This is a genomic window from Pseudoalteromonas sp. MB47 (assembly GCF_011319765.1).
Classification (GTDB): domain Bacteria; phylum Pseudomonadota; class Gammaproteobacteria; order Enterobacterales; family Alteromonadaceae; genus Pseudoalteromonas; species Pseudoalteromonas simplex.
Genome location: NZ_VFBD01000008.1, coordinates 18,144 through 43,684, shown reverse-complemented (window position 1 = coordinate 43,684; position 25,541 = coordinate 18,144). Strand labels below are relative to the sequence as shown.

Below are 25,541 nucleotides of genomic sequence, written 5' to 3'. Positions count from 1 at the left end.
AATAGCAGGTATCGTATTTTATTTGGGATACGGTACCTGCTGATTAGACTTAATTATTACAAGCACACCAACAGCACTGAGTAGTATCACCACCGCCCACACTGGCCAATTGCCATATTGGCTATAAATGCTATCGCCTTTAATTAACGTGATATTGGCCTCAAGTACATCCGCTTTAAATTGTGGCATAGCTAATTGTGATTTAGCGATAGGGTCGTAAACGGCGCTAATACCATTGTTGGTCACGCGAATTAGTGGGCGCTGTAACTCTAGGGCGCGCATACGCGCTATTTGCATGTGCTGATGCGGGCCATGTGAGTCACCGAACCATGCATCGTTACTCACCGTGAATAAAATGTCGGAGTCACTGCGATAATTACCACGAACTAAGTCGGCAAAGGCAATTTCATAGCAAATAGCCGGCAAGATATTTAAGCCATTAGCGCGTAAATTGTTTTGCACTTCATCACCGCGAGTGAAGGATGACATAGGCAAATCAAACAGTGGCGCAATTGGGCGCAAGAAGTCCTGAAATGGCACAAATTCACCAATAGGTAATAACTGATGCTTTTGGTAGCGGTTTTTACCTAAATACTGATAATGACCTTCACTGTCATTGTGTTCTTTTTTACCCAGCACAATTAGCGTATTAAAAATGTTACGTGTGTCGTATTGGTAATCAACGATACCGGTAATAAGTGCGGTGTCATTAAACGTTGCAGCACTATCAAGGCCTGTTAAATACTCGGTTGATAATGCTTCAAGCTCAGGCACAGCAGCTTCTGGCCAAACAATTAAATCAGCATTCCAATGCAGGCGAGTCATATCTTGGTATTTGCTCATAGTCGTCCAAAACTCAGACGGCTCAAAGCGAAGGTGCTGTTTAATATTACCCTGCACCAGTACAGTTTTAATGGTTTTATCTTGGTAGTGTAGCTGGCTGCTGCTTGCAATCGCATTTAAGCCAGCTAATAGAGCTACAGAGGCGATAAGAGGTTTACCATCTTTATTTGCTAGGCGATATAAAGCAAACGCAATTAACATACATACAAGCGTAATCCCAAACTCGCCAATTACCGGGGCTAAAAAATTAAGTGGGCTGTCTGTTTGCGTGTAACCAAAGCTCAGCCACGGAAAGCCTGTTAGCAATGTGCCACGTAAGTATTCTGTGGTTGCGATAGCGGCGAGGAACCAACATATAAAGCTATATGGGCCTTTAGCAAGGCGTGTTGCCAGCCATGTAGCTAATGCAGGGTAAAGGGCTAAATAAGCACAAAGCAGCACCATTAACGAAATTGATGCGATTAATGGCATGCCACCAAAGGTCGCTATTGATACATGCACCCAGCTTATACCTGCACCAAACCAACCTAAACCAAATAAAAAGCCATATTTAGCACTTTGTTTAGCGGCTAATTTACCGTTTGCGAGAGGGTTAATGCAGTAGAGTAGAGCACCAAGGGAAAGAAAAGTTATAAACCATAGGTTATAGGGTGCGTAACTTAAGGTTAAAAAGAGGCCCGCAACAAGTGCGAGCCAGGCTTTTTTATCTTTCGCAAGGTGACTTAGGTTAGTTAGCAGTTTCTTCACTGTCGTTATCATCAGCCTTTGGAATGGTGACTTGCAATTGTAAGATACGGCGGTTGTCTGCGTTAGTGACTTTAAATTGTAAGCCTTCTACCTCGATTGTTTCACCACGGCTTGGCATGTGGCCAAATGCATGTAAAACAATACCACCTATGGTGTCAGCATCTGAGGTGCTGTAACCGGTTTTAAAATACTCATTAAAGTCATCAACTTCAGTCAGCGCTTGCACAGCGTAAACGTGCTTTGCAACTTGGCGAATATCTTGTAGGTCTTCACTTTCATCGTGCTCGTCTTCGATTTCACCCACGATGATTTCAAGGATATCTTCGATAGTGACAAGACCAGACACACCACCATACTCATCAATAACAATCGCCATGTGGTAACGTTGTTGACGGAACTCATTAAGCAGCGTGTCTACACGTTTACTTTCAGGCACTACAACTGCAGGACGCAAATATTCACGTAAAGAAGGCAGTTGCTCATCTTTGTTGATGATCAGTGGTAATAAATCTTTTGCTAATAAAATACCTTCAACATGGTCTTTGTCTTCACATACCACAGGAAAACGTGAATGTGTTGAATCAACCATCATAGGTAATAGCTCTTCTAATGGTGTATCAACCTCTAAGGTTACCATTTGCGAGCGTGGGATCATGATGTCCCGCACTTTCAGCTCTGATACACCTAGCACCCCTTCAATCATATCCTTGGTTTCAGGGTCGATAAGGTCGCGTTCTTGCGCATCGGCAATTACTTCTACCAGCTCTTCTCTATTCTGGGGTTCCCCTTGCAACATTTGGGCTATGCGGCCCAGCCACGTTTTGCCAGAAGAACCCTGGCTAGTTTGCGAGTTGTCGTCGCTCATTGCGTCTAATTGCTCCGTTAATTTAAATATCGTCTCGATATGGGTCAGCGATGTTCAGATCGGCAAGTAATTGCTTTTCTATGCTTTCCATTTCAAGTGCATCTTCGTCCTTTATATGGTCAAATCCAAGTAAATGCAAGCATCCATGGATAACCATATGGGCAAAATGGTCGTGAAAGGTTTTTTCTTGCTCAATTGATTCGGCTAAAACAATAGCCGGACAAATGATTAAATCACCTACTAAAGGTAACTCAATGCCCGGTGGTGCTTCAAATGGAAAAGATAAGACATTAGTCGGTTTATCTTTGCCACGGTAATCATTGTTGAGCTGCTGGCTTTGTGCTTCATCGCTTACCACTATAGTCAGCTCTGCATCTTCACGGTAGTTGCTAAGGGCTTTGTCAGCCCATAGCTGGAATTGTTCAAAGCTTGGTAAGTCGTCAAACTCACAGGCTATTTGTAAATCTAATTCGGTCACGAGTTTGCTTCTTGTTGGTTTGCTTGCGCTTCTTTCGCACGTTGTTTCTCTGCACGTTTTAAACGTTCTGCTTCATCGTTTCGCTCATAAGCTTCAACGATACGAGCAACAACCGGATGGCGAACCACATCGTGTGATTGGAAGAAGTTAAAGCTAATTTCATCGACACCGTTTAATACTTCGATGGCATGACGTAGGCCTGAGCGGGCACCGCGCGGTAAATCGACTTGAGTAATATCACCCGTAATCACCGCTTTTGAATTAAAACCAATACGGGTTAAGAACATTTTCATTTGTTCTGCTGTGGTGTTTTGGCTTTCATCGAGAATAATAAACGCGTCATTTAGCGTACGACCACGCATGTAAGCAAGGGGCGCGACTTCAATCACGTTTTTCTCAATTAGCTTTTCTACACGCTCAAAACCCAGCATTTCAAATAATGCATCGTATAGAGGGCGTAAATACGGGTCGATTTTTTGGCTTAAGTCACCTGGTAAAAAGCCTAGTTTTTCACCAGCTTCAACCGCAGGTCGAGTTAATAAAATACGGCGAATTTCTTGACGCTCTAAGGCATCAACGGCTGCAGCAACCGCTAAATAAGTTTTACCTGTACCGGCTGGGCCAATACCAAAGGTAATATCGTGGTGCAAAATATTTGCAACATACACGCCTTGATTATCATTGCGCGGTTTAATAACGCCACGGCGAGTTTTAATCACCATGTCTTTGCCATATACACCTGGGTTTTCATCTTGCTCAAGCGCATTTGATTCGCTAATTGCCAAATGTACGGCTTCAGGTTCAATCTCGCCAATCAGGCCGCGAATAGGTTGAGTTTCAATATAGAGGTTTTTTAGTATCTCAACAGCCGCTGCTGCAAGGTGCAGTTTACCGGTTACTCTGAAGAAATTATCACGGTGTGCAATCTCAACACCAAGGCGGCGTTCAATTTGCTTAATGTTTTCGTCAAACGGACCACATAAAGATGAAAGGCGTTTGTTGTCGGCGGGTTCTAAATAAATCTCTAATGTTTTTAACTGATTACTCAAAATTGCTTCCTATTGATGGGTGCAGGCTGTGCCTGCACCAAGTGTCACCCTAAGGTACGAAAGTAGCAACGCCAATTTCGTTAGGGGCCGCAGCGGCCTCAGCTTCAGCAGCTTTACTTAAAATAGCTGAAGGTGCCACATCACGACGTAAGTTCATTTCTGATTCTGTACGAATTAGTTCACCACGTAAAGAGTTTGGCAATGCTTCTGTAATACGTACATCAACGAATTGACCGATCACTGAGTGAGGGCCTTCAAAGTTAACCACTCGGTTGTTCTCAGTACGGCCACGTAATTCCATTGGGTTCTTCTTAGAAGGACCTTCAACTAGGATACGCTGTTCGGTATCAAACATTTGGCGGCTGATTTGCTGCGCCATTTGCGTGATACGGTTTTGCAGAATGTATAAACGTTCTTTTTTCTCTTGCTCTGTTACGTCATCTGGTAAATCAGCAGCAGGCGTACCAGGGCGCGCACTGTAGATGAAGCTAAAGCTCATATCAAAACCAATGTCATTGATAAGGTTCATAGTTGCTTCAAAGTCTGCTTTGCTTTCGCCTGGGAAACCAATGATGAAGTCTGAAGACATGCTTAGGTTAGGGCGAATTTTACGTAACTTACGAATCGTAGATTTGTACTCGAGTGCAGTGTGACCACGTTTCATAAGGTTAAGAACACGGTCTGAACCACTTTGCACTGGTAAGTGTAGGTGGTCAACAAGCTCAGGTACGTCTGCGTACGCATCAATGATATCTGGCGTAAATTCTACAGGGTGCGATGTGGTATAACGAATGCGGTCAATACCGTCAATCGCAGCGACATAACGTAGTAAGTCAGAGAAGTAACAAATTTCACCGTCATGAGTTTCACCACGATACGCATTTACGTTTTGACCAAGTAGGTTTACTTCGCGAACACCTTGCTCTGCAAGTTGGGCAACTTCAAGTAATACGTCATCAAGTGGGCGGCTTACTTCTTCACCACGCGTGTAAGGTACTACGCAGAATGTACAGTATTTAGAGCAACCTTCCATAATTGATACAAACGCAGTAGGGCCTTCCGCTTTTGGCTCAGGTAAACGGTCGAACTTTTCAATCTCAGGGAATGAAACGTCAACTACCGAGCTGCTGTCACCACTTTGCACTTGCTTAATCATTTCTGGTAAGCGGTGTAATGTTTGCGGGCCAAAGATTACATCAACAAACGGTGCACGTTGACGAATTGAATCACCTTCTTGCGATGCAACACAGCCACCAACACCAATGATTAACTCTGGTTTGTCGTCTTTTAATAGTTTCCAACGGCCTAGCTGATGGAATACTTTCTCTTGTGCCTTTTCACGGATTGAACAGGTATTGAGTAAGATCACGTCAGCGTCTTCAGCTTCTTCAGTTAACTGATAGCCGTTAGTCGCATCTAGTAGATCAGCCATTTTCTGAGAGTCGTACTCGTTCATCTGACAACCCCAGGTTTTAATATGCAGCTTTTTACTCATTGAAATATAGCCTCGTTTTCAATTCGGTAGTGACACAAAAATGTGTTAGAAACAGGATTAAGTGGCAAGTATGCCGACTTAAAGGACGCGTATTTTAGCTGGATACCCGCACAGATCCAAGTATAGTTTTTATCTTTGTGGTGTGAAATCAAACAAGTCACTGTTTTGAAATTCATAAGCGGTAAATGCACTGACACGCAATATTGAATTACGTTACAATTTATCCCGTATTTAAATAGCCAAACGAGCGAATATTAAATGAATAAAAATAAGGTAATTGTTGTCGGTGGCGGCATGGTAGGTGCTGCTACTGCTGTAAAACTGGCCAAGCAGGGTAGGGATGTCACCGTTATTGAAAAGCACCTTATCGATGCTGATCACATTTTAAGCTCAGGTAAGGTAGATATTCGCATTTCGGCTATTAATCGTTTTTCAGAGAATTTACTTGATGAGCTTGGTGCAATGCCGTTACTAAGACAAAATCGTATCGCACCTTATCAACAATTAGAGGCCTATCAGCAACAAGGCGAGAATTTATTGTTTGATAGCCATGAGATAGGCGAAACGCATTTAGGTCATTTAATCGAAAATAATTTAATTCAAGCAAGTCTTTGGCAGCAATTCGCCAAGTACAACATCGAAGTGATAGAGCAACTATCAGCCATTACGGATATTACTCAATCGGCTGATTCAATCACCTTACATTATGGCGATACTCAATATACCGCTGATTTAGTTGTTGCTGCAGATGGTGGACAGTCACAATTGCGAACTAAAGCTGGTTTAGGTGTAACGGGTTGGCAATATGGCCAGCATTGCATGGGCGTGTTAATCAAATTAGATGCCCCACAGCAGGTAAAAACGTGGCAACAATTTACGCCAACCGGCCCTGTAGCGTTTCTACCGATGCAGGCGCCTTATGCTAATTTAATTTGTTATCACGATGCTGCGGTTTTAAAGCAGTGGCAAAAGTTGTCGAATGAGCAACTTAAAGCAAAACTCATTGAACATTTTCCTGAACTACCGGGCGACTTTGAATTACTTGAGCATGCTGTTTTTCCACTTGCACGCCAACATGCCAATGATTACTCGCACGGACGTTTAGTTTTAGTGGGTGATTCGGCGCACACAATTAACCCGCTTGCTGGGCAAGGTGTGAACCTAGGCTTTCAAGATGTTGTAGCACTGGCAGATATTTTGGCAGATCAACCTGATGTTGGTCAGCAAGCGTTATTAAAACGCTACGAGAAAAAACGCCGCCACGCTAATTTACTGATGATGAGCATGATGGATGCATGTTACTTTGGTTTTTCAAACGAGATTAAACCACTGAGCTGGGTGCGCAGTAAGTTTTTAAAGCTTGCTAATAACACAGGCCCTGCAAAGAACTGGGTTTTAAAGTATGCGATTAGCGGGACATTAAGTTGAACGTATAAAAATAATCGTACTAAATACAAAGAAGCGGGGTAATGAAAATTAGCCCGTTTTTTTTACGCTAAAAATTACCGAATATACTTTGGAGAAACTTGAAACTTGAAACTTGAAACTTGAAACTTGAAAGGGTAGTAAGTAGTTGGCTGGGATACCAGGATTTGAACCTGGGAATGGCAGGATCAAAACCTGCTGCCTTACCGCTTGGCGATATCCCAACGCTAAACTTGAAGAGTTTTAGTTCTACTTAAGAACATGGTGCGGAAGGAGAGACTTGAACTCTCACAACCGAAGTTACTGGAACCTAAATCCAGCGCGTCTACCAATTCCGCCACTCCCGCATCATTTGTACTAATGTACTGGTAGTTATTTTAGACTCTTCATTGAGTATTCTTTATCACTTTGAGAAAGTGGCTGGGATACCAGGATTTGAACCTGGGAATGGCAGGATCAAAACCTGCTGCCTTACCGCTTGGCGATATCCCAACAAAGAATAATTTGATAGTTTGAGTTCTTATCAAGAACATGGTGCGGAAGGAGAGACTTGAACTCTCACAACCGAAGTTACTGGAACCTAAATCCAGCGCGTCTACCAATTCCGCCACTCCCGCATCATTCGTACTAATGTACTGGTAGTTATTTTAGACTCTTCATTGAGCATTCTTTGACACTTTGAGAAAGTGGCTGGGATACCAGGATTTGAACCTGGGAATGGCAGGATCAAAACCTGCTGCCTTACCGCTTGGCGATATCCCAACAAAGAATAATTTGATAGTTTTGGTTCTTATCAAGAACATGGTGCGGAAGGAGAGACTTGAACTCTCACAACCGAAGTTACTGGAACCTAAATCCAGCGCGTCTACCAATTCCGCCACTCCCGCATACTTTTTGCGTTTGTAGTAAGGGAACCTAAATCCAGCGTCTTAATCAAGACATCGGCCAATTCCGCTACTCCGCATCATTCGTACTTAAAGTACTGGTAGTTATTTTAAACTCTTCATTGAGCGCAGCTTTAACTCCTGCAGAGCCATTCTTAATAAAGAATGGTGGCTAAGACGGGATTTGAACCTGTGACCCCATCATTATGAGTGATGTGCTCTAACCAACTGAGCTACTTAGCCATCGTGGCTGGGATACCAGGATTTGAACCTGGGAATGGCAGGATCAAAACCTGCTGCCTTACCGCTTGGCGATATCCCAACAAAAGCTTGATAGTTTGAGTTCTTATCAAGAACATGGTGCGGAAGGAGAGACTTGAACTCTCACAACCGAAGTTACTGGAACCTAAATCCAGCGCGTCTACCAATTCCGCCACTCCCGCATGCCTTTTGCGTTCGTAGTAAGGGAACCTAAATCCAGCGTCTTAATCAAGACATCGGCCAATTCCGCCACTCCCGCATCATTCGTACTTAAAGTACTGGTAGTTATTTTAAACTCTTCATTGAGCAACAAAAAGAATGGTGGCTAAGACGGGATTTGAACCTGTGACCCCATCATTATGAGTGATGTGCTCTAACCAACTGAGCTACTTAGCCATCTTTTTTGTTAGCACTTCATCGCTGAGTGCGGGGCGTATTATGCTGATATGACCTAAATCCGTCAACACCTTTTTTGCAAAAAAATGCTTATCAGTGTTTGTTTGCATTAAAATTAAGCTAAGTGGCGAAATTTCATTTAAATTGCTGTTTTTTTGACTGCAATTTATGAGTTTAATTCCCAAACGCATCGTAAGAGTTTTAAAACGTACATTTAAAGCTGCTTGATTTTCATACAAAAATCAAGTTTCAAAATTAGTTAGCGTGATCTTTTAGGTGATTTAAACATAAAAAAGCGAAAGCGAATGAATTTTTATAGGCTATTTTGTCACTAAGGGGGCTTATTTTTACTTTTAAAATCCCCACAATTTGCTAATCGAGCAGTCAATAGGTCGCAAAATTGCTAGCGAGCTTTGAAATCCCCTCAATTAACTGTTGTTATCACTCATTTGCTTTCGACGACGATTCACTGTTAAGTATAAATAACACCGTACATCACTAAAAAGAACAAGCAGAGGTAAGGCTGCAGAAGTATTACTCACCATGCTTTGATGTTTTAGGAAGGGTTAGTAATATTTAGACAATAAAAAAGGCTCGTAATAACGAGCCTTTTAAAATCGAATGAGCAAATATGCTTATACGTTAAATAAGAAGTTCATCACATCGCCGTCTTTAACGATGTACTCTTTACCTTCTTGACGCATCTTACCAGCTTCTTTAGCACCGCTTTCGCCTTTAAACGCAATGTAGTCGTCAAATGCGATAGTTTGTGCACGGATAAAGCCACGCTCAAAGTCAGTGTGGATTTTGCCCGCAGCTTGTGGTGCAGTCGCACCTACTGGGATTGTCCATGCACGTACTTCTTTAACGCCAGCAGTGAAGTAGGTTTGTAATTTAAGTAACTCGTAACCACCACGGATCACTAAGTTAAGACCTGGCTCTTCTAAACCTAGGTCAGCCATAAATTCTAGTTTATCTTCTTCTTCAAGTTCAGATAACTCAGATTCAATCGCTGCACATACTGGAATAACAACCGCATCTTCTGCAGCAGCAATTTCACGTACTTTGTCTAGGTAAGGGTTATTTTCAAAACCATCTTCTGCCACGTTAGCAATATACATGGTAGGTTTGATTGTTAAGAAGTTAAGCGGCTTAATCGCTGCTTTTTCTTCTTTTGTTAGTTCTAAAGAACGTAACGTTAAACCTTCATCTAAGTGTACTTTTACTTTTTCTAAAACAGCATTTTGCTCTTTAGCGTCTTTGTCGCCGCCTTTTGCTTTTTTAGCATTACGAACAATCGCTTTATCAGCACTGTCCATATCAGCAAGTACTAATTCGGTGTTAATTACATCGATATCATCAGCAGGGTCAATTGTGCCAGCAACGTGAACAATGTTTTCGTCTTCAAAACAACGAACAACGTGACCAATCGCATCTGTTTCACGAATGTTTGCTAGGAATTGGTTACCTAAACCTTCACCTTTCGATGCGCCTTTTACTAGACCGGCAATATCAACGAATTCCATCGTCGTTGGTAAAATACGCTGAGGATTTACGATAGCGGCTAAATCATTCAAGCGCGCATCAGGAACCGGTACCACACCCGTGTTAGGCTCAATGGTACAGAAAGGGAAGTTAGCGGCTTCAATACCCGCTTTAGTTAGTGCATTAAATAGAGTTGATTTACCAACGTTTGGCAAACCAACGATGCCACATTTAAAACCCATAGTAAGATACCTTGTGTAATTTCATTAAAACGGATTAAGGTTTAAATGAATGTAGTCTGTTTTGTGCTTTTAACACACCATCTTTTGCAAGTATTTCCATACAACGAACTGCTTCGTCAACGGCGGCGTCCACTTTTTCTTGATCGTCTTTCGCGGCTTTACCTAGCACCCAGCCTGTTACCATTTCTCTGTGACCTGGATGACCAATGCCTATGCGAAGGCGCATGAAATCTTTTTGGTTTGCCATTTTCGCAATAATATCTTTTAAACCATTATGACCGCCGTGGCCGCCACCTTTTTTAAGTTTTGCAACCCCAGGATCTAAGTCCATTTCGTCATGAGCAACGAGAATGTTCTCAACAGGGATTTTAAAGAAATTAGCGAGACTACTCACCGCCTTACCACTTAAATTCATATAAGTTGTAGGGATCAGTAATTTAAATTCTTGGCCTTGAATAATCACTTTGCCGGTGAGGCCGTGATATTTAGGATCATGTTTGAGTGTGCAGTTATAACGTGCAGCCAGTTCTTCGATGAACCAAGCACCTGCATTATGGCGTGTGTTTGCGTATTCGGGGCCTGGATTAGCCAGGCCCACAAGCATTTGAATAGAATTCAAGGTGTTTACACCTTAAAAATTATTCTGCAGCGTCTTCTGAAGCTTCTTCTTCAGCTGGAGCTGCTTTGTTAGCTTTAACAGTAACAACTGACTGATCGTGATCAGCGCCTTTAGTTAGCTCAACAGATGAAACACCTGAAGGAAGTTTAAGGTCAGAAAGGTGGATTGAATCACCAGCTACTAAGTCTGAAACGTTAACTTCAACGAACTCAGGAAGTGCTTTAGGAAGACACGTGATTTCGATTTCAGTTAATTGGTGAACAACAGTGTTACCAGCTTTAGTTACTTTATCTTCACCGATGAAGTGTACAGGCACTTTAGTGTGAAGTTTGTGAGTAGCATCTACACGTTGGAAGTCTAAGTGAGTGATCTTAGGCTTGTACGGGTGACGTTGAATATCTTTAAGGATTGCTTCAACTGACTCGCCACCGATGTTTAAAGTAAGGATGTGCGTGTAGAAACCTTCGTCTTCTTGCGCTTTGATCATATCTTTGTGTGCAAGAACGATTGATGCAGCTTCTTTGTCAGCACCGTAAAGGATTGCAGGAACTTTATCTTCACGGCGTAGGCGGCGGCTCGCACCAGTACCTGTTTCTGTACGTAATTCTGCATTGTATGTGTAAGTTGACATAATGTCTCCAATAATTAATAGTCTTAGGGCCTTTGCGACCAAGGTCCCCAGCCAAAAGGCGCGCTATCATACCACCCCTTTCGGGGAAAATAAATAACGACTACAAAAAAAGCACCTAGACGGTGCTTTTTTAGTATTGCAGTGATGTTGATTAGTGTTCAAACATCGCTGAAATAGATTCTTCGTTGCTGATACGACGGATTGTTTCAGCAAGCATATCTGCAAGTGTAAGCACTTTGATTTTATCAATTGCTTTAAGCTCATCAGATAGTGTGATTGAGTCAGTTACGATAACTTCGTCAATAACTGAGTTACGAATGTTCTCAGCGGCATTACCTGAAAGTACTGGGTGAGTAGCGTAAGCAAATACGCGTTTTGCACCATGTTCTTTAAGCGCTGCAGCTGCTTTACATAAAGTACCACCGGTATCGATCATGTCATCAACGATGATACAGTCACGACCTTCAACGTCACCAATAATGTGCATTACTTGTGAAACGTTTGCTTGTGGACGACGCTTGTCGATAATAGCAAGGTCTGTGTCGTTTAATAGCTTAGCGATTGCACGAGCTCGAACAACACCACCGATATCAGGAGAAACAACAACAACGTCATCGAAGTCGCGTTCTTTCATATCTTCAAGTAGAACTGGGCTACCAAATACGTTATCAACTGGTACGTCGAAGAAACCTTGGATTTGTTCAGCGTGTAAATCAACCGTTAGAACGCGGTCAACACCAACACTTGAAAGGAAATCTGCAACTACTTTAGCTGTAATTGGTACACGAGCAGAACGCACGCGGCGGTCTTGACGTGAATAACCAAAGTAAGGGATAACGGCAGTAATACGTCCAGCAGACGCACGACGTAGGGCATCAACCATAACGATAAGCTCCATTAAGTTATCGTTAGTAGGGTTACAGGTTGATTGGACAATGAAAACGTCAGAGCCACGAACATTTTCATTAATTTGAACACTGATCTCACCGTCACTAAAACGGCCAACAACAGCATCGCCTAATTCAATATACAAACGTTTTGCAACTTTTTGAGCTAGCTCAGGTGTTGCGTTACCAGCGAAGAGCTTCATGTCAGGCACGGTAGGGTTCCTCAGGCACTGAATTTTGGGACTAACAGGCTATGGTAGGCACCAAAGCAGGTTAACATTTACTTGTACGTTACTTCATTTCAAAGTGAGCATTTAATGCTGTATGAGCAGGAGAAAGTGTAGCACTACTTGCAACAAAACCTGTCCATTTTTCTGGTAATTGAGCTAAAACTTGTTGTGCTTGTGCCTCGGTTGAAAACTCAGCAAAGCAGCAAGCGCCTGTACCAGTCATCTTTGACGGGGCGTATTTTAGCAACCACTGCAGGGCTTTTTCAACCTCGGGGCAGAGCTTTTTAACTAAAGCCTCACAATCATTGCCTAAATTTTCTGTTTGCCAGTCTGCTTTTAGCTTAGGTGTGTCGCGCTTTAAATCTGGGTGGGTAAAAATTTTCGCAGTGCTCACATGCTGCCCTGGATGCACTACACAGAACCAACTTTGCGGTAATTCAATATTTTCTAGTTGCTCGCCAATCCCATGGGCAATGGCAGTGTGACCATTGATAAATACTGGTACATCAGCGCCTAATTTCACCCCAAGCTGAGCTAATTCTGTAAGTGATAAATCACAGCCCCATAGTTTATTAAGAGCAAGCAGGGTAGTGGCGGCATCAGATGAGCCGCCGCCAACACCGCCGCCCATAGGCAAACGTTTTAATAGCTTTATTGAAGCGCCTTGTTGGCAATCACAGTGCTGTTGTAATAAACGGGCTGCTTTATATATAAGGTTATCTGCAAGCTCAATACCGTTTGTATCACCGGTTACTGTAATATTTGGCTCGTTGTTGACAGTAAATGTTAAGTCATCACCAAATTCTAAAAAGGTAAATAAGGTTTCGAGTTCATGGTAGCCATCTTTACGGCGACCATTTATATGAAGGAATAAATTAAGTTTTGCAGGTGCTATTAACGTTAGCGGGGCGGTTGAAGCGTGTGTCATGATTAATTTAACTGCCAATCATTAAGTTGAATTTTAATACGAATTTTATTGTTTTTAAGGCTTAGCTTAACAGGAAGCCAATAACCATCTTGTTTGATGAAGTCTGAATAGGTTATTTGCCACTGTTGACCATTGTGAGCTTGCCAAATAAGACTTTTTAAACGGCCTTGCTCATCATAGCTTGCTTGGTCGCTCTCGACGGTACCTTTTAGCCACTTTGCGGCATTATCTAATGGGATTGAAAAACCGGTTAAACGATATAACAACATTGAGGCATCACGGTCGGTATATACATTGTCGTCATACTCAAGTTCAGCACCTTGTGCATTTTGCTTTAAAGACAGAATACGGGTACCAATAAAACTGGTAAGCACCATGTCGCTGTATTGCTCATCATGTTGCCAATTTAAATTGGCTGACTGGCGCTGCTCTGTACTAATAAATGCCATTTTGCCTTGCACTTGCCATTGAGCTTGTTGTTCTAATCGGCTTTTCCAGTCAGGATAAATGTAATCAACTGTTGAAATTTTTTGCGCACAACCGCCGATAAATAAAAAAAACATGAATAAAATCAAATATTGTTTAATCAAATGTCGTTCCTTACTTTCCATATTCCGCTGATTTTTGGTAAAATTAATGCCTTTACAGCTGGGCTTAGCAATATTTGGTACATATGACCATCGTAGCACTTGGTATAAATCACAAAACCGCATCCGTAGAATTACGCGAAAAAGTCGCGTTTTCGCCTGAGCAAATGTCTGAGGCGTTACAGCAATTAAGTGGTCATGCGCATTTTAATGAAGCGGTTATTGTTTCGACCTGCAACCGAACTGAAATCTATTGTAGCCTTGCCGAGCGTAATTCCCAAACCTTGTTGCGCTGGTTAGCCAGTTTCCATGGTTTGGATGAACAAGAACTGAGCAACAATATCTATTATCATGAAGATCACGAAGCAATTAATCACTTAATGCGGGTGTCTTGTGGCCTAGATTCGTTAGTACTCGGTGAGCCGCAAATTTTAGGGCAAATAAAACAAGCCTACCATAATGCAAAAACTCACGATGCCATTGGTGTAACCTTTGACCGCTTGTTTCAAAAAACATTTTCTGTTGCAAAACAAGTTCGTACCGAAACTGACATTGGTGCTAGCGCCGTATCGGTTGCTTATGCCGCGGTTAATCTTGCGAAACATATTTACGGCAAACTAGATAAAACCAATGTACTGCTAATTGGAGCAGGTGAAACGATAGAACTCGTTGCTAAGCATTTATACCAAAACGATCCGCAAAAAATAACGGTGGCAAACCGTACTATTGAACGCGCTAAAACCTTAGCCAGTGAGGTTGACGCGGATGTGATTGCACTTGCCCAGTTGCCTGAGCGTTTATACGACGCCGATATTGTTATTAGTTCAACCGCTAGTACCTTGCCTATTATTGGTAAAGGGGTGGTAGAGCAAGCATTGAAAAAGCGCCGCCACAAACCAATGTTATTTATCGATATTGCGGTACCGCGCGATATCGAAAGCCAAGTAGGCGAATTAGATGCAGCCTATTTGTATTCAGTTGATGACTTACAAGCCATAGTAAGCGAGAATATCGCCGCTCGTGAGCAGGCTGCGGAGCAAGCGCAAGCTATTATTCGCTCACGTACCGATGAATTTGCTATGTGGTTGCGTTCACTCGATTCGGTGGATCTTATTCGCCATTATCGCAACGATGTACAAGATATAAAGTCAGAACTTGTCGAAAAAGCCCTTGGCCAGCTACAAGCAGGTAAAGAGGCAGAAAAAGTAATACTCGAGTTGGCAAACAAACTGACCAACCGCTTGATGCACGCACCTACCCGTGCCATTCAAGATGCTGCTAAAAAAGGTGAAGCAGCGGAGTTAAGCCAATTAAAGAAAATGTTAGGTATTGATCAGGAATAGTCGTTAAATGAAAGAGTCTGTTTATAGAAAATTAGAAACCTTAGTTGAGCGTTATGAGGAAGTGCAAGCGCTACTAAGCGACCCCTCTGTGATCAGCGACCAAAATCGCTTTCGTGCCTTATCTAAAGAATACTCAGAATTAGAAGAAATCGTAAAAGCATTTTTAGCTTACCAACAAGCCCAAGATGATGTTGCTACAGCAGAAGAAATGTTAAAAGACTCTGATCCTGATATGCGTGAAATGGCGCAAGAAGAATACAAAGAAGCAAAAGCACAAATTATTGCATTAGAAGATGAAATCCAAATTCTAATGTTACCAAAAGACCCTAAAGACAATAATAACGTCTATTTAGAGGTTCGTGCCGGTACTGGTGGTGATGAAGCTGCTATCTTCGCAGGTGACTTATTCCGTATGTACAGCCGCTACGCTGAAACTAAAAAGTGGAAAGTAGAAGTAGTAAGTACTAACGAAGGTGAGCACGGCGGTTATAAAGAAGTCATTGCGCATATCTCTGGCGAAGGTGTGTATGGTCAGCTTAAGTTTGAATCAGGTGCGCACCGTGTACAACGTGTTCCAGAGACAGAATCGCAAGGCCGTGTTCATACCTCAGCGTGTACGGTAGCTGTTATGGCAGAAATTCCTGAAGCAGAAGCAATTGAAATTAACCCTGCTGATATTAAAGTGGATACCTTCCGTGCATCGGGTGCCGGTGGTCAGCACGTAAATAAAACTGACTCAGCAATCCGTATTACACACATTCCAACGGGTGTGGTTGTAGAGTGTCAGGATGAGCGATCACAGCATAAAAACCGTGCCAAAGCGATGTCTGTACTTGGCGCACGCTTACAACAAGCTGAAGATGAAAAGCGTCAAGCGGCGGAAGCATCAGAACGTCGTAACCTAGTAGGTAGCGGTGACCGTTCTGAGCGTATTCGTACTTATAACTACCCGCAAGGTCGTATTACCGATCACCGTATTAATTTAACACTTTATCGTTTGAATGAAGTGGTTGCTGGTGATTTAGGAAGTGTTATCGAACCTCTAATGCAAGAACACCAAGCTGACTTACTTGCCGCGATGGGCGATGAATAATCGTGCCACAATGCATTGAACAAGCAATTGTTGCTGCAACGGCGTTATTAACGCCTAGCAGCGACAGTGCTAAGTTAGACGCACAAGTCCTGTTATTATCCATTCTTGATAAACCTCGTAGTTACTTATTTACTTGGCCCGAAAAACAACTTACCGAACAGCAACAACGTGATTTTGAACAAGCATGTCAGCGTCGTTTAAATGGTGAACCAGTTGCTCATATTGTTGGCTTTCGTGAATTTTGGAGTCTTCCTTTAAAGGTTAATCCAACAACCCTGATCCCAAGACCTGATACCGAAACGTTAGTAGAATATGCCTTAGGCCTTGAGCTACCTACGGCTGCAAACGTGCTTGATTTAGGCACTGGCACAGGGGCAATTGCTTTGGCATTGGCCAGTGAAATGCCAAATTGGCAGGTGACAGGGGTTGATAGGGTGGCTGATGCTGTCGAATTAGCTAAAGAAAATAAACAGCGACTTGCAATCAACAATGCTAATTTTGCCTTGAGCAATTGGTTTAGTGCAGTAAGTACACAAAAGTTTGACCTAATTGTTAGCAATCCTCCGTATATTGAACATGATGATGAGCATTTAAGCCAAGGCGATGTTCGCTTTGAGCCGCTCTCTGCATTAGTTGCAGATGACGACGGTATGGCTGATATTAAACAAATTATTACTATCGCACGTGACTATTTAGCAACAAATGGCTATCTTTTAATTGAACATGGCTACAAACAAAGTGTGAAGGTACAAGAATTTTTTGCACAAATGTCGTATAGCCATATACTTACAATTAAAGATCTTGGCGGTAATGACCGTGTAACGTTAGCACAATGGCCTAAATAACAATAAAGCGCACTGTGCGTACATAGCCTTTGAGGATCCCATAGAATGGATGATTTTTTGTTTTCGGATGAAGCACTTGACGAAGTTAATGAGGTGGTTCAGGGTAGTTGGAAAGTCATCGTCGTTGATGACGAGCCAGAAGTACATGCCGTAACAAAGCTTGCGTTGAGTGACTTTGAATTTCAAGATAAACGTTTAGAGTTTATTAGCGCCTATTCGGGTGAAGAAGCTAAGCAGGTTATTCAAGAGCATCCAGATGCGGCTATCGTACTACTCGATGTGGTTATGGAAACCGACGATGCAGGCCTCAAAGTCGCTAAGTTTATTCGCGAAACCGCAAAAAATAATCATATTCGTATCATTCTTCGCACTGGTCAGCCTGGGCAAGCACCAGAGCGTCAGGTCATCGTTAATTACGATATCAATGACTACAAATCAAAAACTGAATTAACAGCACAAAAACTGTTCACAGTAGTGATGTCGAGCTTGCGTTCATATCGTGATATTTTGTCGATAGAACAATCTCGTCAAGGCCTTGAAAAAATTATTAAAGCATCGCGAGACATTTTTTCGACTCATTCTCTTGAAAGCTTTATTGAAGGGGTGATGCAACAACTTACCTCATTATTAGGAACCGTTGATCAGGCCATGTATGCAACCAGTTTAGTTGCGAGTAACCCGCAAGATAACCAAAAGAAGCTAGTGGTGTTTTCGGGCCGAGGTGAGTTTGAACGCAGTGAAGGCAAGGCGATTGAAGAGGTGTTAAGTCACGATCAGCTTCAAGCCTGTCAGCAAGCCTTAATTGAAAAAACCATTGTTTATCGTGAGAACTATTTATTTGCCTATTGCAGTAGTGAATATAATCATAATTCCATGTTGTTTATTTCAGGTATCCCTAAGCATTTAACCGACACTCAGCGTCACTTGATTGAAATCTTTTCGCAAAATGTGCAGCTGGCGTATGAAAATGTACAGTTACAATCTGAAATCGAAGCAACACAACAAGAGTTAGTATTTAGGCTCAGTGAAGCGTTAGAGCAACGTTCAACAGAAACAGGTAACCATGTAAAGCGTGTGTCGCACATTTGTTATGAACTTGCCATGGGCTATGGTCTATCAAAACGCGAAGCAGAGCTTATTCGCTTAGCTGCGCCATTGCATGATGTGGGTAAAGTAGGTATTCCCGACGCTATATTAAATAAGCCGGGGCCATTGACCGATGAAGAGTGGGCTATCATGCAACTTCATGCTGAAAAAGGTCATTTAATTTTAAAAGACTCCAATCGTGACATTGTTAATACTGGCGCAGTGATTGCGTTATCACACCATGAGCGTTGGGATGGTTCAGGCTACCCGAAAGGGTTGAAAGGCGAAGACATCCCTATTGCAGGTCGCATCGTTGCTTTAGCTGATGTATTTGATGCACTACGTCATAAGCGCTGCTACAAAGAGCCGTGGTCGCTTGACGATGTTGTGAAAGAAATTAACGCGCAGCAGGGCAAACAATTTGATCCAAAGTTGATTGATGTGTTTAATCAGCGAATTAAAGAAATAGAAGACGTACTTGTACGTTATCCAGATTAATTAAAATAAAATTAGGGGCATATGGATTATTTAGCAGTAAAACATACTCACATGTTATTTGCCGTGTTGAGTATTATCTTATTCTACGTTCGTTCTTTCTCTCGCTTAAAGACGGGCGTTCTGGCAAAAAACAAAGTAGTGTTTATCGGCAGCCACAGTATCGACACCTTATTACTTATTTCTGCAGTGGCATTAATTGTAATGGCCGGTTTTAACCCGCTTGAACAATCTTGGTTATTAGAAAAGATAATCTTAGTGGTTGCTTATATTGTACTCGGTGTGGTTGCCGCTAAGCAAAGTGCAAAAAGCGCGAAGCTTGTATTACTTGCGATCACCACGCTTATTTTATTAGCAATTGGTTATTTAGCATCTGCAAAAACAGCACTTCTTTTATAACAAATCTCTGAGCGGTATTTGATTGCATTGGCTGTCGTACCGCTTTTTTATATCTCAACGCTCAGTATTGGTAACTTAAAGCAAAAGTAGGTAAACTAGCTGTTCGTTTTTGAAAGAGATGTAGCAGTATAAATGACCACCCCTTGGTTTGAAGATCAAAATGAATCCTATCAAGATGAGGCCTTTGACGCATTTTCTTCTAAAGTGCTTTATCGTTGTATCGACGCTGAATTAAAGTGGGATCAACAAGCTGATTTAACAGCCTGTTATGACACCCTTAATGAGCTTGAAAATACGGTAACAGCTCTTTGCGCCGAATTAAAAGAGCCACATGAGCGTCTCGATAAGTTACTTGATACCTTTTATCAGCAATGGCTGTTTAGCTCATCAAGCTTAAAAGTGCCAGAGTACACGTTAAATAGCTTTAGCTATACCATTACTATGCGCAGTGGCACACAAACCACGCTGGCAATTTTACTTTGTCATTTATTACAGCATGCTGAACTTGATGCCACGGTCACACTTAGTCAGGGAGACGTGCACGTTCACGTTGGGATGAGTGATGAAGAGGGCTATTTAATTGAGCCAAGCACAGGTCAGCAGAGCTGGTATATAACACCTGAGAATGCCTGTGAAGAAAATGGCGATGAGCAAGAACCGCTTGAACTGATTTTTGAAGAAGAGCTTTATAAGCTGTATCTAGCACAGCAAAAATGGTCGTTCATCAGCGAAAGTAAATTTGGTCATGCATTGCATTGTGTTGATATGCTGATGGAATTACTTGGTGATGACCCTTATGAGCGTCGTGACCGCGGCTATTTACTTAATCAGCTAGATTGCCCAAAAATGGCGCGTGATGATTTGCAGTACTTTATTAATGAGTGCCCAGATGATCCCGCTATCGAATTAATTCAGCACCAGATTGCTGAAATAGAAGACAACAATAATACACACCACTAATTTAAAGGAACATTTATGACTGACGCCCACAGTGCGCTAATTACCAATGACGCAGTCGTACTTGGTTTGCTTGCCGTTATTTTGGGGTTTATTTTTAAAACCTCGCACAGTAATAATGCTGCCTGCCAAAAATTTTATAAATATGTACCGGCATTATTGCTTTGCTACTTTTTACCATCATTACTCAATACTTTTGGGATTGTTGATGGTCATTCTTCGAATGTATATTTTGTAGCGTCACGCTATTTACTGCCAGCTTGCTTAATCTTGCTTACCATCAGTATTGATTTAAAAGCGATCCTAAACCTTGGGCCAAAAGCATTAGTCATGTTTTTAACAGGTACCTTGGGTATTGTTATTGGTGGCCCTTTGGCTATCTTAGTAATGAGCGCAGTTTACCCAGAAGCGGTGGGGGGCCATGGCCCTGACGCAGTGTGGCGTGGTATGACGACTATCGCCGGTAGCTGGATTGGTGGCGGCGCAAACCAAGCTTCAATGAAAGAAATGTTTGAAGTAGGCGGCGATATCTTCTCTGCAATGGTGACAGTTGATGTGATTGTGGCTAACTTATGGATGGCCGTACTGTTATTAATGGCAGCAAACCATAAGGCGATTGATGCTAAAACAGGCGCAGATACGCGTGCAATTGAAGATTTAAAAGAGCGCGTAGAAAAGTATCATGCTGAGCATGCGCGCATGCCAACTCTAAATGATTACATGACGATTATCGCAATTGCCTTTGGTATTACTGGTCTTGCACATTTTTGTGCTGACTTTTTAGGTCCGTTTTTTGGGGCTAACTTCCCGTGGGCACAAGAGTATAGTTTAAACAGTAAATTCTTCTGGTTAATCGTTATCTCTACCACAATTGGTATTAGTTTATCGTTTACTAAAGTTCGCCATATTGAAGCTTTTGGTGCGTCAAAAGTGGCATCAAGCTTTTTATATATTCTTGTTGCTTCAATTGGCTTACACATGAATATTACCGCGATTTTTGATTCACCAATGTACTTCGTACTCGGTGTTATTTGGATGATTACTCACGCAAGCTTAATGCTTATTGTGGCGAAACTAATTAAAGCACCACTGTTTTATATGGCGGTAGGCTCTCAGGCCAATGTAGGCGGCGCAGCATCAGCACCTGTTGTTGCATCAGCATTCCACCCATCACTTGCGCCAGTAGGTGTTTTACTTGCTGTTTTAGGCTATGGTGTTGGTACTTACATGGCTTATATTTGTGGATTAATGCTACAAGCTGTTGCACCTTAAGGAATAGAAATGAACAACCAGTTAATTAAAATTAACGAGATTGAATTAGCCAACGACAAACCATTTGTATTGTTTGGCGGTATGAACGTACTTGAATCACGTGATTTAGCGATGCGAATTGCGGAGCATTATGTAGAAGTTACATCAAAGCTAAACATTCCATACGTTTTTAAAGCGTCTTTTGATAAAGCGAATCGCTCTTCAATTAATTCATACCGAGGCCCTGGTATGGAAGAAGGTTTAAAAATCTTTGAAGAAATTAAATCTACTTTCAATGTGCCACTGATCACCGACGTACATGAGCCGCATCAAGCTGCGCCTGTGGCTGAAGTGGTTGATGTAATTCAGTTACCGGCATTCCTTGCTCGTCAAACTGACTTAGTTGTAGCCATGGCAAAAACTGGCGCTATTATCAATGTGAAAAAGCCACAGTTTTTAGCTCCACACGAAATGCGTCATATCATTAAAAAGTTTAATGAAGCGGGCAACAACAATGTTGCACTGTGTGAGCGTGGTACTAGTTTTGGTTATAACAACCTTGTGGTTGATATGCTTGGTATGGATGACATGAAGCCTATGGCGCCGGTTATCTTTGATGCAACGCACGCATTACAACGCCCGGGAGGCCGAGCTGACTCTGCAGATGGTCGCCGTGCACAAGCTGCAGAACTTGCTCGCAGTGGCATGGCATTAGGTATTGCGGGTCTATTCATTGAAGCGCACCCTAATCCGAATGAAGCAAAATGTGACGGCCCATGTGCTCTCGCACTAAGCAAGCTAGAAGGTTATTTATCGCAAATGAAAGCGGTTGATGACTTAGTTAAGAGCTTTGCACCACTCGATACCAGCGCAAGCGATTTATAATTTAAGTATATAAGTATTTAAGTATTTAAGTATGAAAAAGGCGACCATGGTCGCCTTTTTTTATTTGTATCGCTATAATCGACGCATAAGAAAAACTAATTCTAAGTTTGGTGTTTATGTCTCGTCGTTTACCTCCTTTAAATGCACTAAAAGCTTTCGAAGCCGCTGCCCGCCATTTGAGCTTTACCAAAGCAGCAGAAGAGCTATATGTAACGCAGGCTGCGGTGAGCCATCAAATTAAAACCCTTGAAGAGCATTTAGGGTTAAAGCTGTTTTTACGTAAAAATCGTTCTTTGCTGTTAACCGAAGAAGGGCAAGGTTACTTTTTAGATATAAAAGAAATTTTTACTCAGCTCATTGATGCCACAGAAAAACTGCTAGCCCGCGGTGCGAAAGGGTCACTCACGGTAAGTTTAACGCCAAGTTTTGCGATTCAATGGTTAGTACCTAGACTTAGTTTATTTAATGAATTACATCCAGAAATCGACGTGCGAATTAAAGCACAAGATCAGGATGAAAACTCACTTTCTGACGATGTAGATATTGCTATTTATTATGGTCGTGGCCACTGGAGTGGGGTACAGACATATAAGCTGCATACTGAATATCTAGTGCCGTTATGTAGCCCATTGCTGTTAACGGGCCCTAAACCACTTAATCAACCCAGTGATTTAGCAAATCATACCTTATTGCATGATACCACCCGTAAAAACTGGAAAACCTGGATGAAAACGGCTGGTGTGCGTAATGTACAAGTTAACCAAGGGCCGATTTTTAGTCACTCATCAATGGTATTGCAAGCCGCGGTGCATGGACAGGGGGTTGCCATTGGTAATAGCGTTTTAGCAAAACCTGATATTGATGCGGGTCGTCTAGTTATTCCATTTAATCACTCATTAGAAAGTAAAAATGCATACTATTTAGTGATCCGCGAATCGCAAACAGAGCTTGGCAAAATAGTGTCTTTCAAAGACTGGATGCTGAGCTTAGTTGAACAAGAACAAGAGTATTAACATGTTACAGTGGTTTAAAAGTACAACGGGCAAGGCGCGTGCACAGTTTATATTTGCCCATGGTGCAGGGGCAGGCAGTGATTCTGAGTTTATGCAAACAATGGCTAACTTGATTAGTCAGCATGGGATTGATGTAGCCTTGTTTGATTTTCAGTATATGCAAATTGCAAAAGAAACAGGCAAGCGTAGACCACCCGATCGTGCTCCTAAGTTACTTGCCTACTTTGGTGAAGTTTTAGCCGAGCGCCAGCCAGAATTGCCGCTATTTATTGGGGGTAAATCTATGGGTGGGCGTATGGCTTCGATGCTTTGTACTGAGCAAGACCAAGCTCAAATTGCAGGTGTTGTGGCTTTTGGCTATCCGTTTCACCCACCGGGTAAACCCGATAAACTGCGTATAGATCATTTTGTTGATATGCCATGCCCATTTTTAGTGCTGCAAGGTGAGCGCGATACGTTTGGTGATCAGCAAGAACTCGCTGAACTTGAAATGGTTAACCCACCCGAGATTAAATTTCTAAAAGACGGTGACCACTCATTAAAACCACGTAAAAAAAGTGGCATTACAGAGCAAGAAAACTTACAGCAAGCTGCAGATTATGCAGCGCAGTTTATTTTGAATTTAGCGGCTGGAGATACGCAATGATCAAACTCTATTTAATGATTGGTAGCTTATTTTGCATGCTTTCAGTAATGCTTGGCGCATTTGCTGCTCATGGTTTAAAAAGCCGCGTTTCTGAGTACGCAATTGGAATTTTTAAAACCGCTGCTGAATACCAAATGGTGCATGGCCTTGCACTGATAGCAATTGCTATCTTAATTAAATGGGGTATGAACTTAAGTTGGGCTGGTGGATTTTTTATCGCAGGTACAGTGTTATTTAGCGGTAGTTTGTATTTACTCGCACTAACGGGCATGAAGTGGCTTGGGCCTATCACCCCAATTGGCGGTGTTTGTTTTATTATTGGTTGGGCTATTTTGTTAGTTCAAGCAGCACGATATAAGTTTTAAGGGTTATCTATGTCGAGTGTAGTTATTTATTGTCGCAGTGGTTTTGAAAATGATGCCGCTGCTGAAATTACTTTTCAGGCTGCTGAACAAGGCTTTGCAGGTTACGTAAAAACAAAACCAAATACGGGGATTGTTGTTTACGAATGTTTTGATGCAAGCCACGGTGAAGAAATCATCAAAAAAGTCGATTTCAAAAATATGGTATTTGCGCGCCAATGGTTTACTGGCGCCTTAGTCGATAACATGCCACTTGAAGACCGCGTTAGTGCTATTGTTGATGCTGCCGCTGAGTTTCCTGAATGTGGTGACCTACGCGTAGAAACGCCAGATACCAACGAAGGTAAAGAGCTGAGTAAGTTCTGCAAAAAGATTTCTACACCTCTGAAAAAATCGCTTGAAAAGCGCTCGAAGGTAACACGCGAAATTGCTGAGAAAAAACCTGTTATGCATGTGTTGTTTTTAGCAAACGACAGTGCTTATGTTGGCTATTCATATACATTCAATAATTCGCCTTTCTTTATGGGTATCCCGCGTTTACGTATGCCGAGTGATGCGCCGAGCCGCTCAACGTTGAAACTTGATGAAGCCTTTAACGTGTTTATTCCACCTCATGAAGCTGAAGAACGTATGCAACCTGGCATGCGAGGTGTTGATTTAGGTGCTTGCCCAGGGGGCTGGACATATCAATTGGTGCGCCGAGGTATGTTTGTAAGCGCAATTGATAATGGTCCTATGAACGATGACTTGATGGAAACAGGGCAAGTTAAGCATTTTAGGGTCGATGGTTTTAAATACCGTCCAGAAAAGCGCAATATTCAATGGTTAGTCTGTGACATGGTGGAAAAGCCAGCAAAAGTGACTAACCTTATGATTGATTGGGCGGTAAACGCCTACGCAAAAGAGCTTATTTTTAATCTTAAACTACCGATGAAAAAACGTTTTGATAGCGTTTACGAGTGTTTAAAAATGATTAAAGAAGAGCTTGATAAATATGGCGTAAGTTACGAACTACAAGCTAAGCACTTATACCATGACCGTGAAGAGGTCACGGTTCATTTAAATGTAACTAAGGTGCCACAAAGTTTATACAGTTAATCGCGAGGGCTTAAAA

Annotated in this window: 24 protein-coding genes and 10 tRNA genes; 13 read left to right on the top strand and 21 right to left on the bottom strand. The window is 42.1% G+C overall.

All coding sequences use genetic code 11. The annotated features are described in order from the left end of the window. Nucleotides 1-18: 18 nt before the first annotated feature. Genes lnt through miaB form a run of 5 tightly spaced genes read right to left on the bottom strand, consistent with a single transcriptional unit; the run spans nucleotide 19 to nucleotide 5,477 of the window. On the bottom strand, nucleotides 19-1,590 hold the full coding sequence (lnt, locus tag IMPJCBKJ_RS04305; protein WP_171041556.1) for an apolipoprotein N-acyltransferase: 1,572 nt from the start codon (nucleotides 1,588-1,590) through the stop codon (nucleotides 19-21). After that, complete coding sequence (corC, locus tag IMPJCBKJ_RS04300) at nucleotides 1,571-2,455, bottom strand: CNNM family magnesium/cobalt transport protein CorC (protein WP_054551660.1); 885 nt, start codon at nucleotides 2,453-2,455, stop codon at nucleotides 1,571-1,573. The genes lnt and corC overlap by 20 nt, the downstream gene beginning before the upstream one ends. A gap of 22 nt (nucleotides 2,456-2,477) precedes the next feature. Continuing rightward, nucleotides 2,478-2,933, bottom strand: a complete 456-nt coding sequence (gene ybeY, locus IMPJCBKJ_RS04295; protein WP_054561820.1) for an rRNA maturation RNase YbeY — start codon at nucleotides 2,931-2,933, stop codon at nucleotides 2,478-2,480. Beyond that, the gene (locus IMPJCBKJ_RS04290) at nucleotides 2,930-3,982 is read right to left on the bottom strand and encodes a PhoH family protein (protein WP_054551658.1); all 1,053 of its coding nucleotides are present in this window, start codon (nucleotides 3,980-3,982) and stop codon (nucleotides 2,930-2,932) included. The genes ybeY and IMPJCBKJ_RS04290 overlap by 4 nt, the downstream gene beginning before the upstream one ends. 49 nt (nucleotides 3,983-4,031) lie before the next feature. Next, the gene (gene miaB / locus IMPJCBKJ_RS04285) at nucleotides 4,032-5,477 is read right to left on the bottom strand and encodes a tRNA (N6-isopentenyl adenosine(37)-C2)-methylthiotransferase MiaB (RefSeq protein ID WP_138602619.1); all 1,446 of its coding nucleotides are present in this window, start codon (nucleotides 5,475-5,477) and stop codon (nucleotides 4,032-4,034) included. 258 nt (nucleotides 5,478-5,735) lie between these two features. Here miaB and IMPJCBKJ_RS04280 point away from each other — a divergent pair, with 258 nt between their 5' ends. Then, nucleotides 5,736-6,905, top strand: a complete 1,170-nt coding sequence (locus tag IMPJCBKJ_RS04280; protein ID WP_138602616.1) for an FAD-dependent oxidoreductase — start codon at nucleotides 5,736-5,738, stop codon at nucleotides 6,903-6,905. A gap of 146 nt (nucleotides 6,906-7,051) precedes the next feature. On the opposite strand, the gene IMPJCBKJ_RS04275 is transcribed toward IMPJCBKJ_RS04280, so the two are convergent. From IMPJCBKJ_RS04275 to lolB, 16 genes are all read right to left on the bottom strand, one after another. Further along, nucleotides 7,052-7,126, bottom strand: a tRNA-Gln gene (locus IMPJCBKJ_RS04275). 38 nt (nucleotides 7,127-7,164) lie between these two features. Next, nucleotides 7,165-7,249: transfer RNA gene (locus IMPJCBKJ_RS04270), tRNA-Leu, on the bottom strand. Between the two features lie 70 nt (nucleotides 7,250-7,319). Continuing rightward, nucleotides 7,320-7,394: transfer RNA gene (locus IMPJCBKJ_RS04265), tRNA-Gln, on the bottom strand. A 40-nt stretch (nucleotides 7,395-7,434) separates the two neighbouring features. Then, nucleotides 7,435-7,519, bottom strand: a tRNA-Leu gene (locus IMPJCBKJ_RS04260). 70 nt (nucleotides 7,520-7,589) lie between these two features. After that, nucleotides 7,590-7,664 (bottom strand) — tRNA-Gln (locus IMPJCBKJ_RS04255). A gap of 40 nt (nucleotides 7,665-7,704) precedes the next feature. Further along, nucleotides 7,705-7,789: transfer RNA gene (locus tag IMPJCBKJ_RS04250), tRNA-Leu, on the bottom strand. Nucleotides 7,790-7,952: 163 nt separating this feature from the next. Beyond that, nucleotides 7,953-8,029: transfer RNA gene (locus tag IMPJCBKJ_RS04245), tRNA-Met, on the bottom strand. Nucleotides 8,030-8,033: 4 nt separating this feature from the next. Beyond that, a tRNA-Gln gene (locus tag IMPJCBKJ_RS04240) sits at nucleotides 8,034-8,108 on the bottom strand. Nucleotides 8,109-8,144: 36 nt separating this feature from the next. Next, nucleotides 8,145-8,229 (bottom strand) — tRNA-Leu (locus IMPJCBKJ_RS04235). 137 nt (nucleotides 8,230-8,366) lie between these two features. Continuing rightward, nucleotides 8,367-8,443, bottom strand: a tRNA-Met gene (locus IMPJCBKJ_RS04230). Between the two features lie 635 nt (nucleotides 8,444-9,078). Then, nucleotides 9,079-10,170, bottom strand: a complete 1,092-nt coding sequence (gene ychF / locus IMPJCBKJ_RS04225) for a redox-regulated ATPase YchF (RefSeq protein ID WP_054551655.1) — start codon at nucleotides 10,168-10,170, stop codon at nucleotides 9,079-9,081. 34 nt (nucleotides 10,171-10,204) lie between these two features. Beyond that, nucleotides 10,205-10,789 (bottom strand): aminoacyl-tRNA hydrolase, encoded by a 585-nt coding sequence (gene pth / locus IMPJCBKJ_RS04220; protein WP_166338939.1) that lies wholly within the window; start codon nucleotides 10,787-10,789, stop codon nucleotides 10,205-10,207. Nucleotides 10,790-10,808: 19 nt separating this feature from the next. Next, nucleotides 10,809-11,420 (bottom strand): 50S ribosomal protein L25/general stress protein Ctc, encoded by a 612-nt coding sequence (locus IMPJCBKJ_RS04215; RefSeq protein ID WP_062566197.1) that lies wholly within the window; start codon nucleotides 11,418-11,420, stop codon nucleotides 10,809-10,811. Between the two features lie 151 nt (nucleotides 11,421-11,571). Beyond that, on the bottom strand, nucleotides 11,572-12,519 hold the full coding sequence (locus IMPJCBKJ_RS04210) for a ribose-phosphate pyrophosphokinase (protein ID WP_054551652.1): 948 nt from the start codon (nucleotides 12,517-12,519) through the stop codon (nucleotides 11,572-11,574). A 79-nt stretch (nucleotides 12,520-12,598) separates the two neighbouring features. Continuing rightward, nucleotides 12,599-13,465 carry a 4-(cytidine 5'-diphospho)-2-C-methyl-D-erythritol kinase gene (gene ispE / locus IMPJCBKJ_RS04205; protein WP_054551651.1) on the bottom strand — a complete coding sequence of 289 codons (867 nt, stop codon included), beginning with the start codon at nucleotides 13,463-13,465 and terminating at the stop codon, nucleotides 12,599-12,601. Between the two features lie 2 nt (nucleotides 13,466-13,467). Beyond that, the gene (lolB, locus tag IMPJCBKJ_RS04200; RefSeq protein WP_138602686.1) at nucleotides 13,468-14,055 is read right to left on the bottom strand and encodes a lipoprotein insertase outer membrane protein LolB; all 588 of its coding nucleotides are present in this window, start codon (nucleotides 14,053-14,055) and stop codon (nucleotides 13,468-13,470) included. Between the two features lie 83 nt (nucleotides 14,056-14,138). On the opposite strand from lolB, the gene hemA reads away from it, so the two are divergent. From hemA to rlmM, 12 genes are all read left to right on the top strand, one after another. Then, nucleotides 14,139-15,395, top strand: a complete 1,257-nt coding sequence (gene hemA / locus IMPJCBKJ_RS04195) for a glutamyl-tRNA reductase (RefSeq protein ID WP_171041528.1) — start codon at nucleotides 14,139-14,141, stop codon at nucleotides 15,393-15,395. Between the two features lie 7 nt (nucleotides 15,396-15,402). Beyond that, complete coding sequence (gene prfA / locus IMPJCBKJ_RS04190; RefSeq protein ID WP_054551648.1) at nucleotides 15,403-16,488, top strand: peptide chain release factor 1; 1,086 nt, start codon at nucleotides 15,403-15,405, stop codon at nucleotides 16,486-16,488. 2 nt (nucleotides 16,489-16,490) lie between these two features. Further along, nucleotides 16,491-17,333 carry a peptide chain release factor N(5)-glutamine methyltransferase gene (prmC, locus tag IMPJCBKJ_RS04185; protein WP_054551647.1) on the top strand — a complete coding sequence of 281 codons (843 nt, stop codon included), beginning with the start codon at nucleotides 16,491-16,493 and terminating at the stop codon, nucleotides 17,331-17,333. Between the two features lie 45 nt (nucleotides 17,334-17,378). Next, on the top strand, nucleotides 17,379-18,917 hold the full coding sequence (locus tag IMPJCBKJ_RS04180) for a response regulator (protein WP_166338937.1): 1,539 nt from the start codon (nucleotides 17,379-17,381) through the stop codon (nucleotides 18,915-18,917). A 21-nt stretch (nucleotides 18,918-18,938) separates the two neighbouring features. Continuing rightward, nucleotides 18,939-19,313 carry a SirB2 family protein gene (locus IMPJCBKJ_RS04175; RefSeq protein WP_166338935.1) on the top strand — a complete coding sequence of 125 codons (375 nt, stop codon included), beginning with the start codon at nucleotides 18,939-18,941 and terminating at the stop codon, nucleotides 19,311-19,313. A 132-nt stretch (nucleotides 19,314-19,445) separates the two neighbouring features. Next, complete coding sequence (locus IMPJCBKJ_RS04170; RefSeq protein WP_054551644.1) at nucleotides 19,446-20,273, top strand: tetratricopeptide repeat protein; 828 nt, start codon at nucleotides 19,446-19,448, stop codon at nucleotides 20,271-20,273. Between the two features lie 15 nt (nucleotides 20,274-20,288). Further along, complete coding sequence (locus IMPJCBKJ_RS04165) at nucleotides 20,289-21,542, top strand: DUF819 family protein (protein ID WP_166338933.1); 1,254 nt, start codon at nucleotides 20,289-20,291, stop codon at nucleotides 21,540-21,542. A gap of 9 nt (nucleotides 21,543-21,551) precedes the next feature. Beyond that, on the top strand, nucleotides 21,552-22,406 hold the full coding sequence (gene kdsA, locus IMPJCBKJ_RS04160; RefSeq protein ID WP_054561809.1) for a 3-deoxy-8-phosphooctulonate synthase: 855 nt from the start codon (nucleotides 21,552-21,554) through the stop codon (nucleotides 22,404-22,406). A 116-nt stretch (nucleotides 22,407-22,522) separates the two neighbouring features. Then, nucleotides 22,523-23,419, top strand: coding sequence for a transcriptional regulator GcvA (locus tag IMPJCBKJ_RS04155; RefSeq protein WP_063706073.1), 897 nt, complete (start codon nucleotides 22,523-22,525; stop codon nucleotides 23,417-23,419). A 1-nt stretch (nucleotide 23,420) separates the two neighbouring features. Further along, nucleotides 23,421-24,065, top strand: a complete 645-nt coding sequence (locus tag IMPJCBKJ_RS04150) for an alpha/beta family hydrolase (protein WP_166338931.1) — start codon at nucleotides 23,421-23,423, stop codon at nucleotides 24,063-24,065. Beyond that, on the top strand, nucleotides 24,062-24,430 hold the full coding sequence (locus IMPJCBKJ_RS04145) for a DUF423 domain-containing protein (RefSeq protein WP_054551639.1): 369 nt from the start codon (nucleotides 24,062-24,064) through the stop codon (nucleotides 24,428-24,430). The genes IMPJCBKJ_RS04150 and IMPJCBKJ_RS04145 overlap by 4 nt, the downstream gene beginning before the upstream one ends. Before the next feature lie 9 nt (nucleotides 24,431-24,439). After that, the gene (gene rlmM, locus IMPJCBKJ_RS04140) at nucleotides 24,440-25,525 is read left to right on the top strand and encodes a 23S rRNA (cytidine(2498)-2'-O)-methyltransferase RlmM (RefSeq protein ID WP_138602676.1); all 1,086 of its coding nucleotides are present in this window, start codon (nucleotides 24,440-24,442) and stop codon (nucleotides 25,523-25,525) included. Nucleotides 25,526-25,541 lie beyond the last annotated feature (16 nt).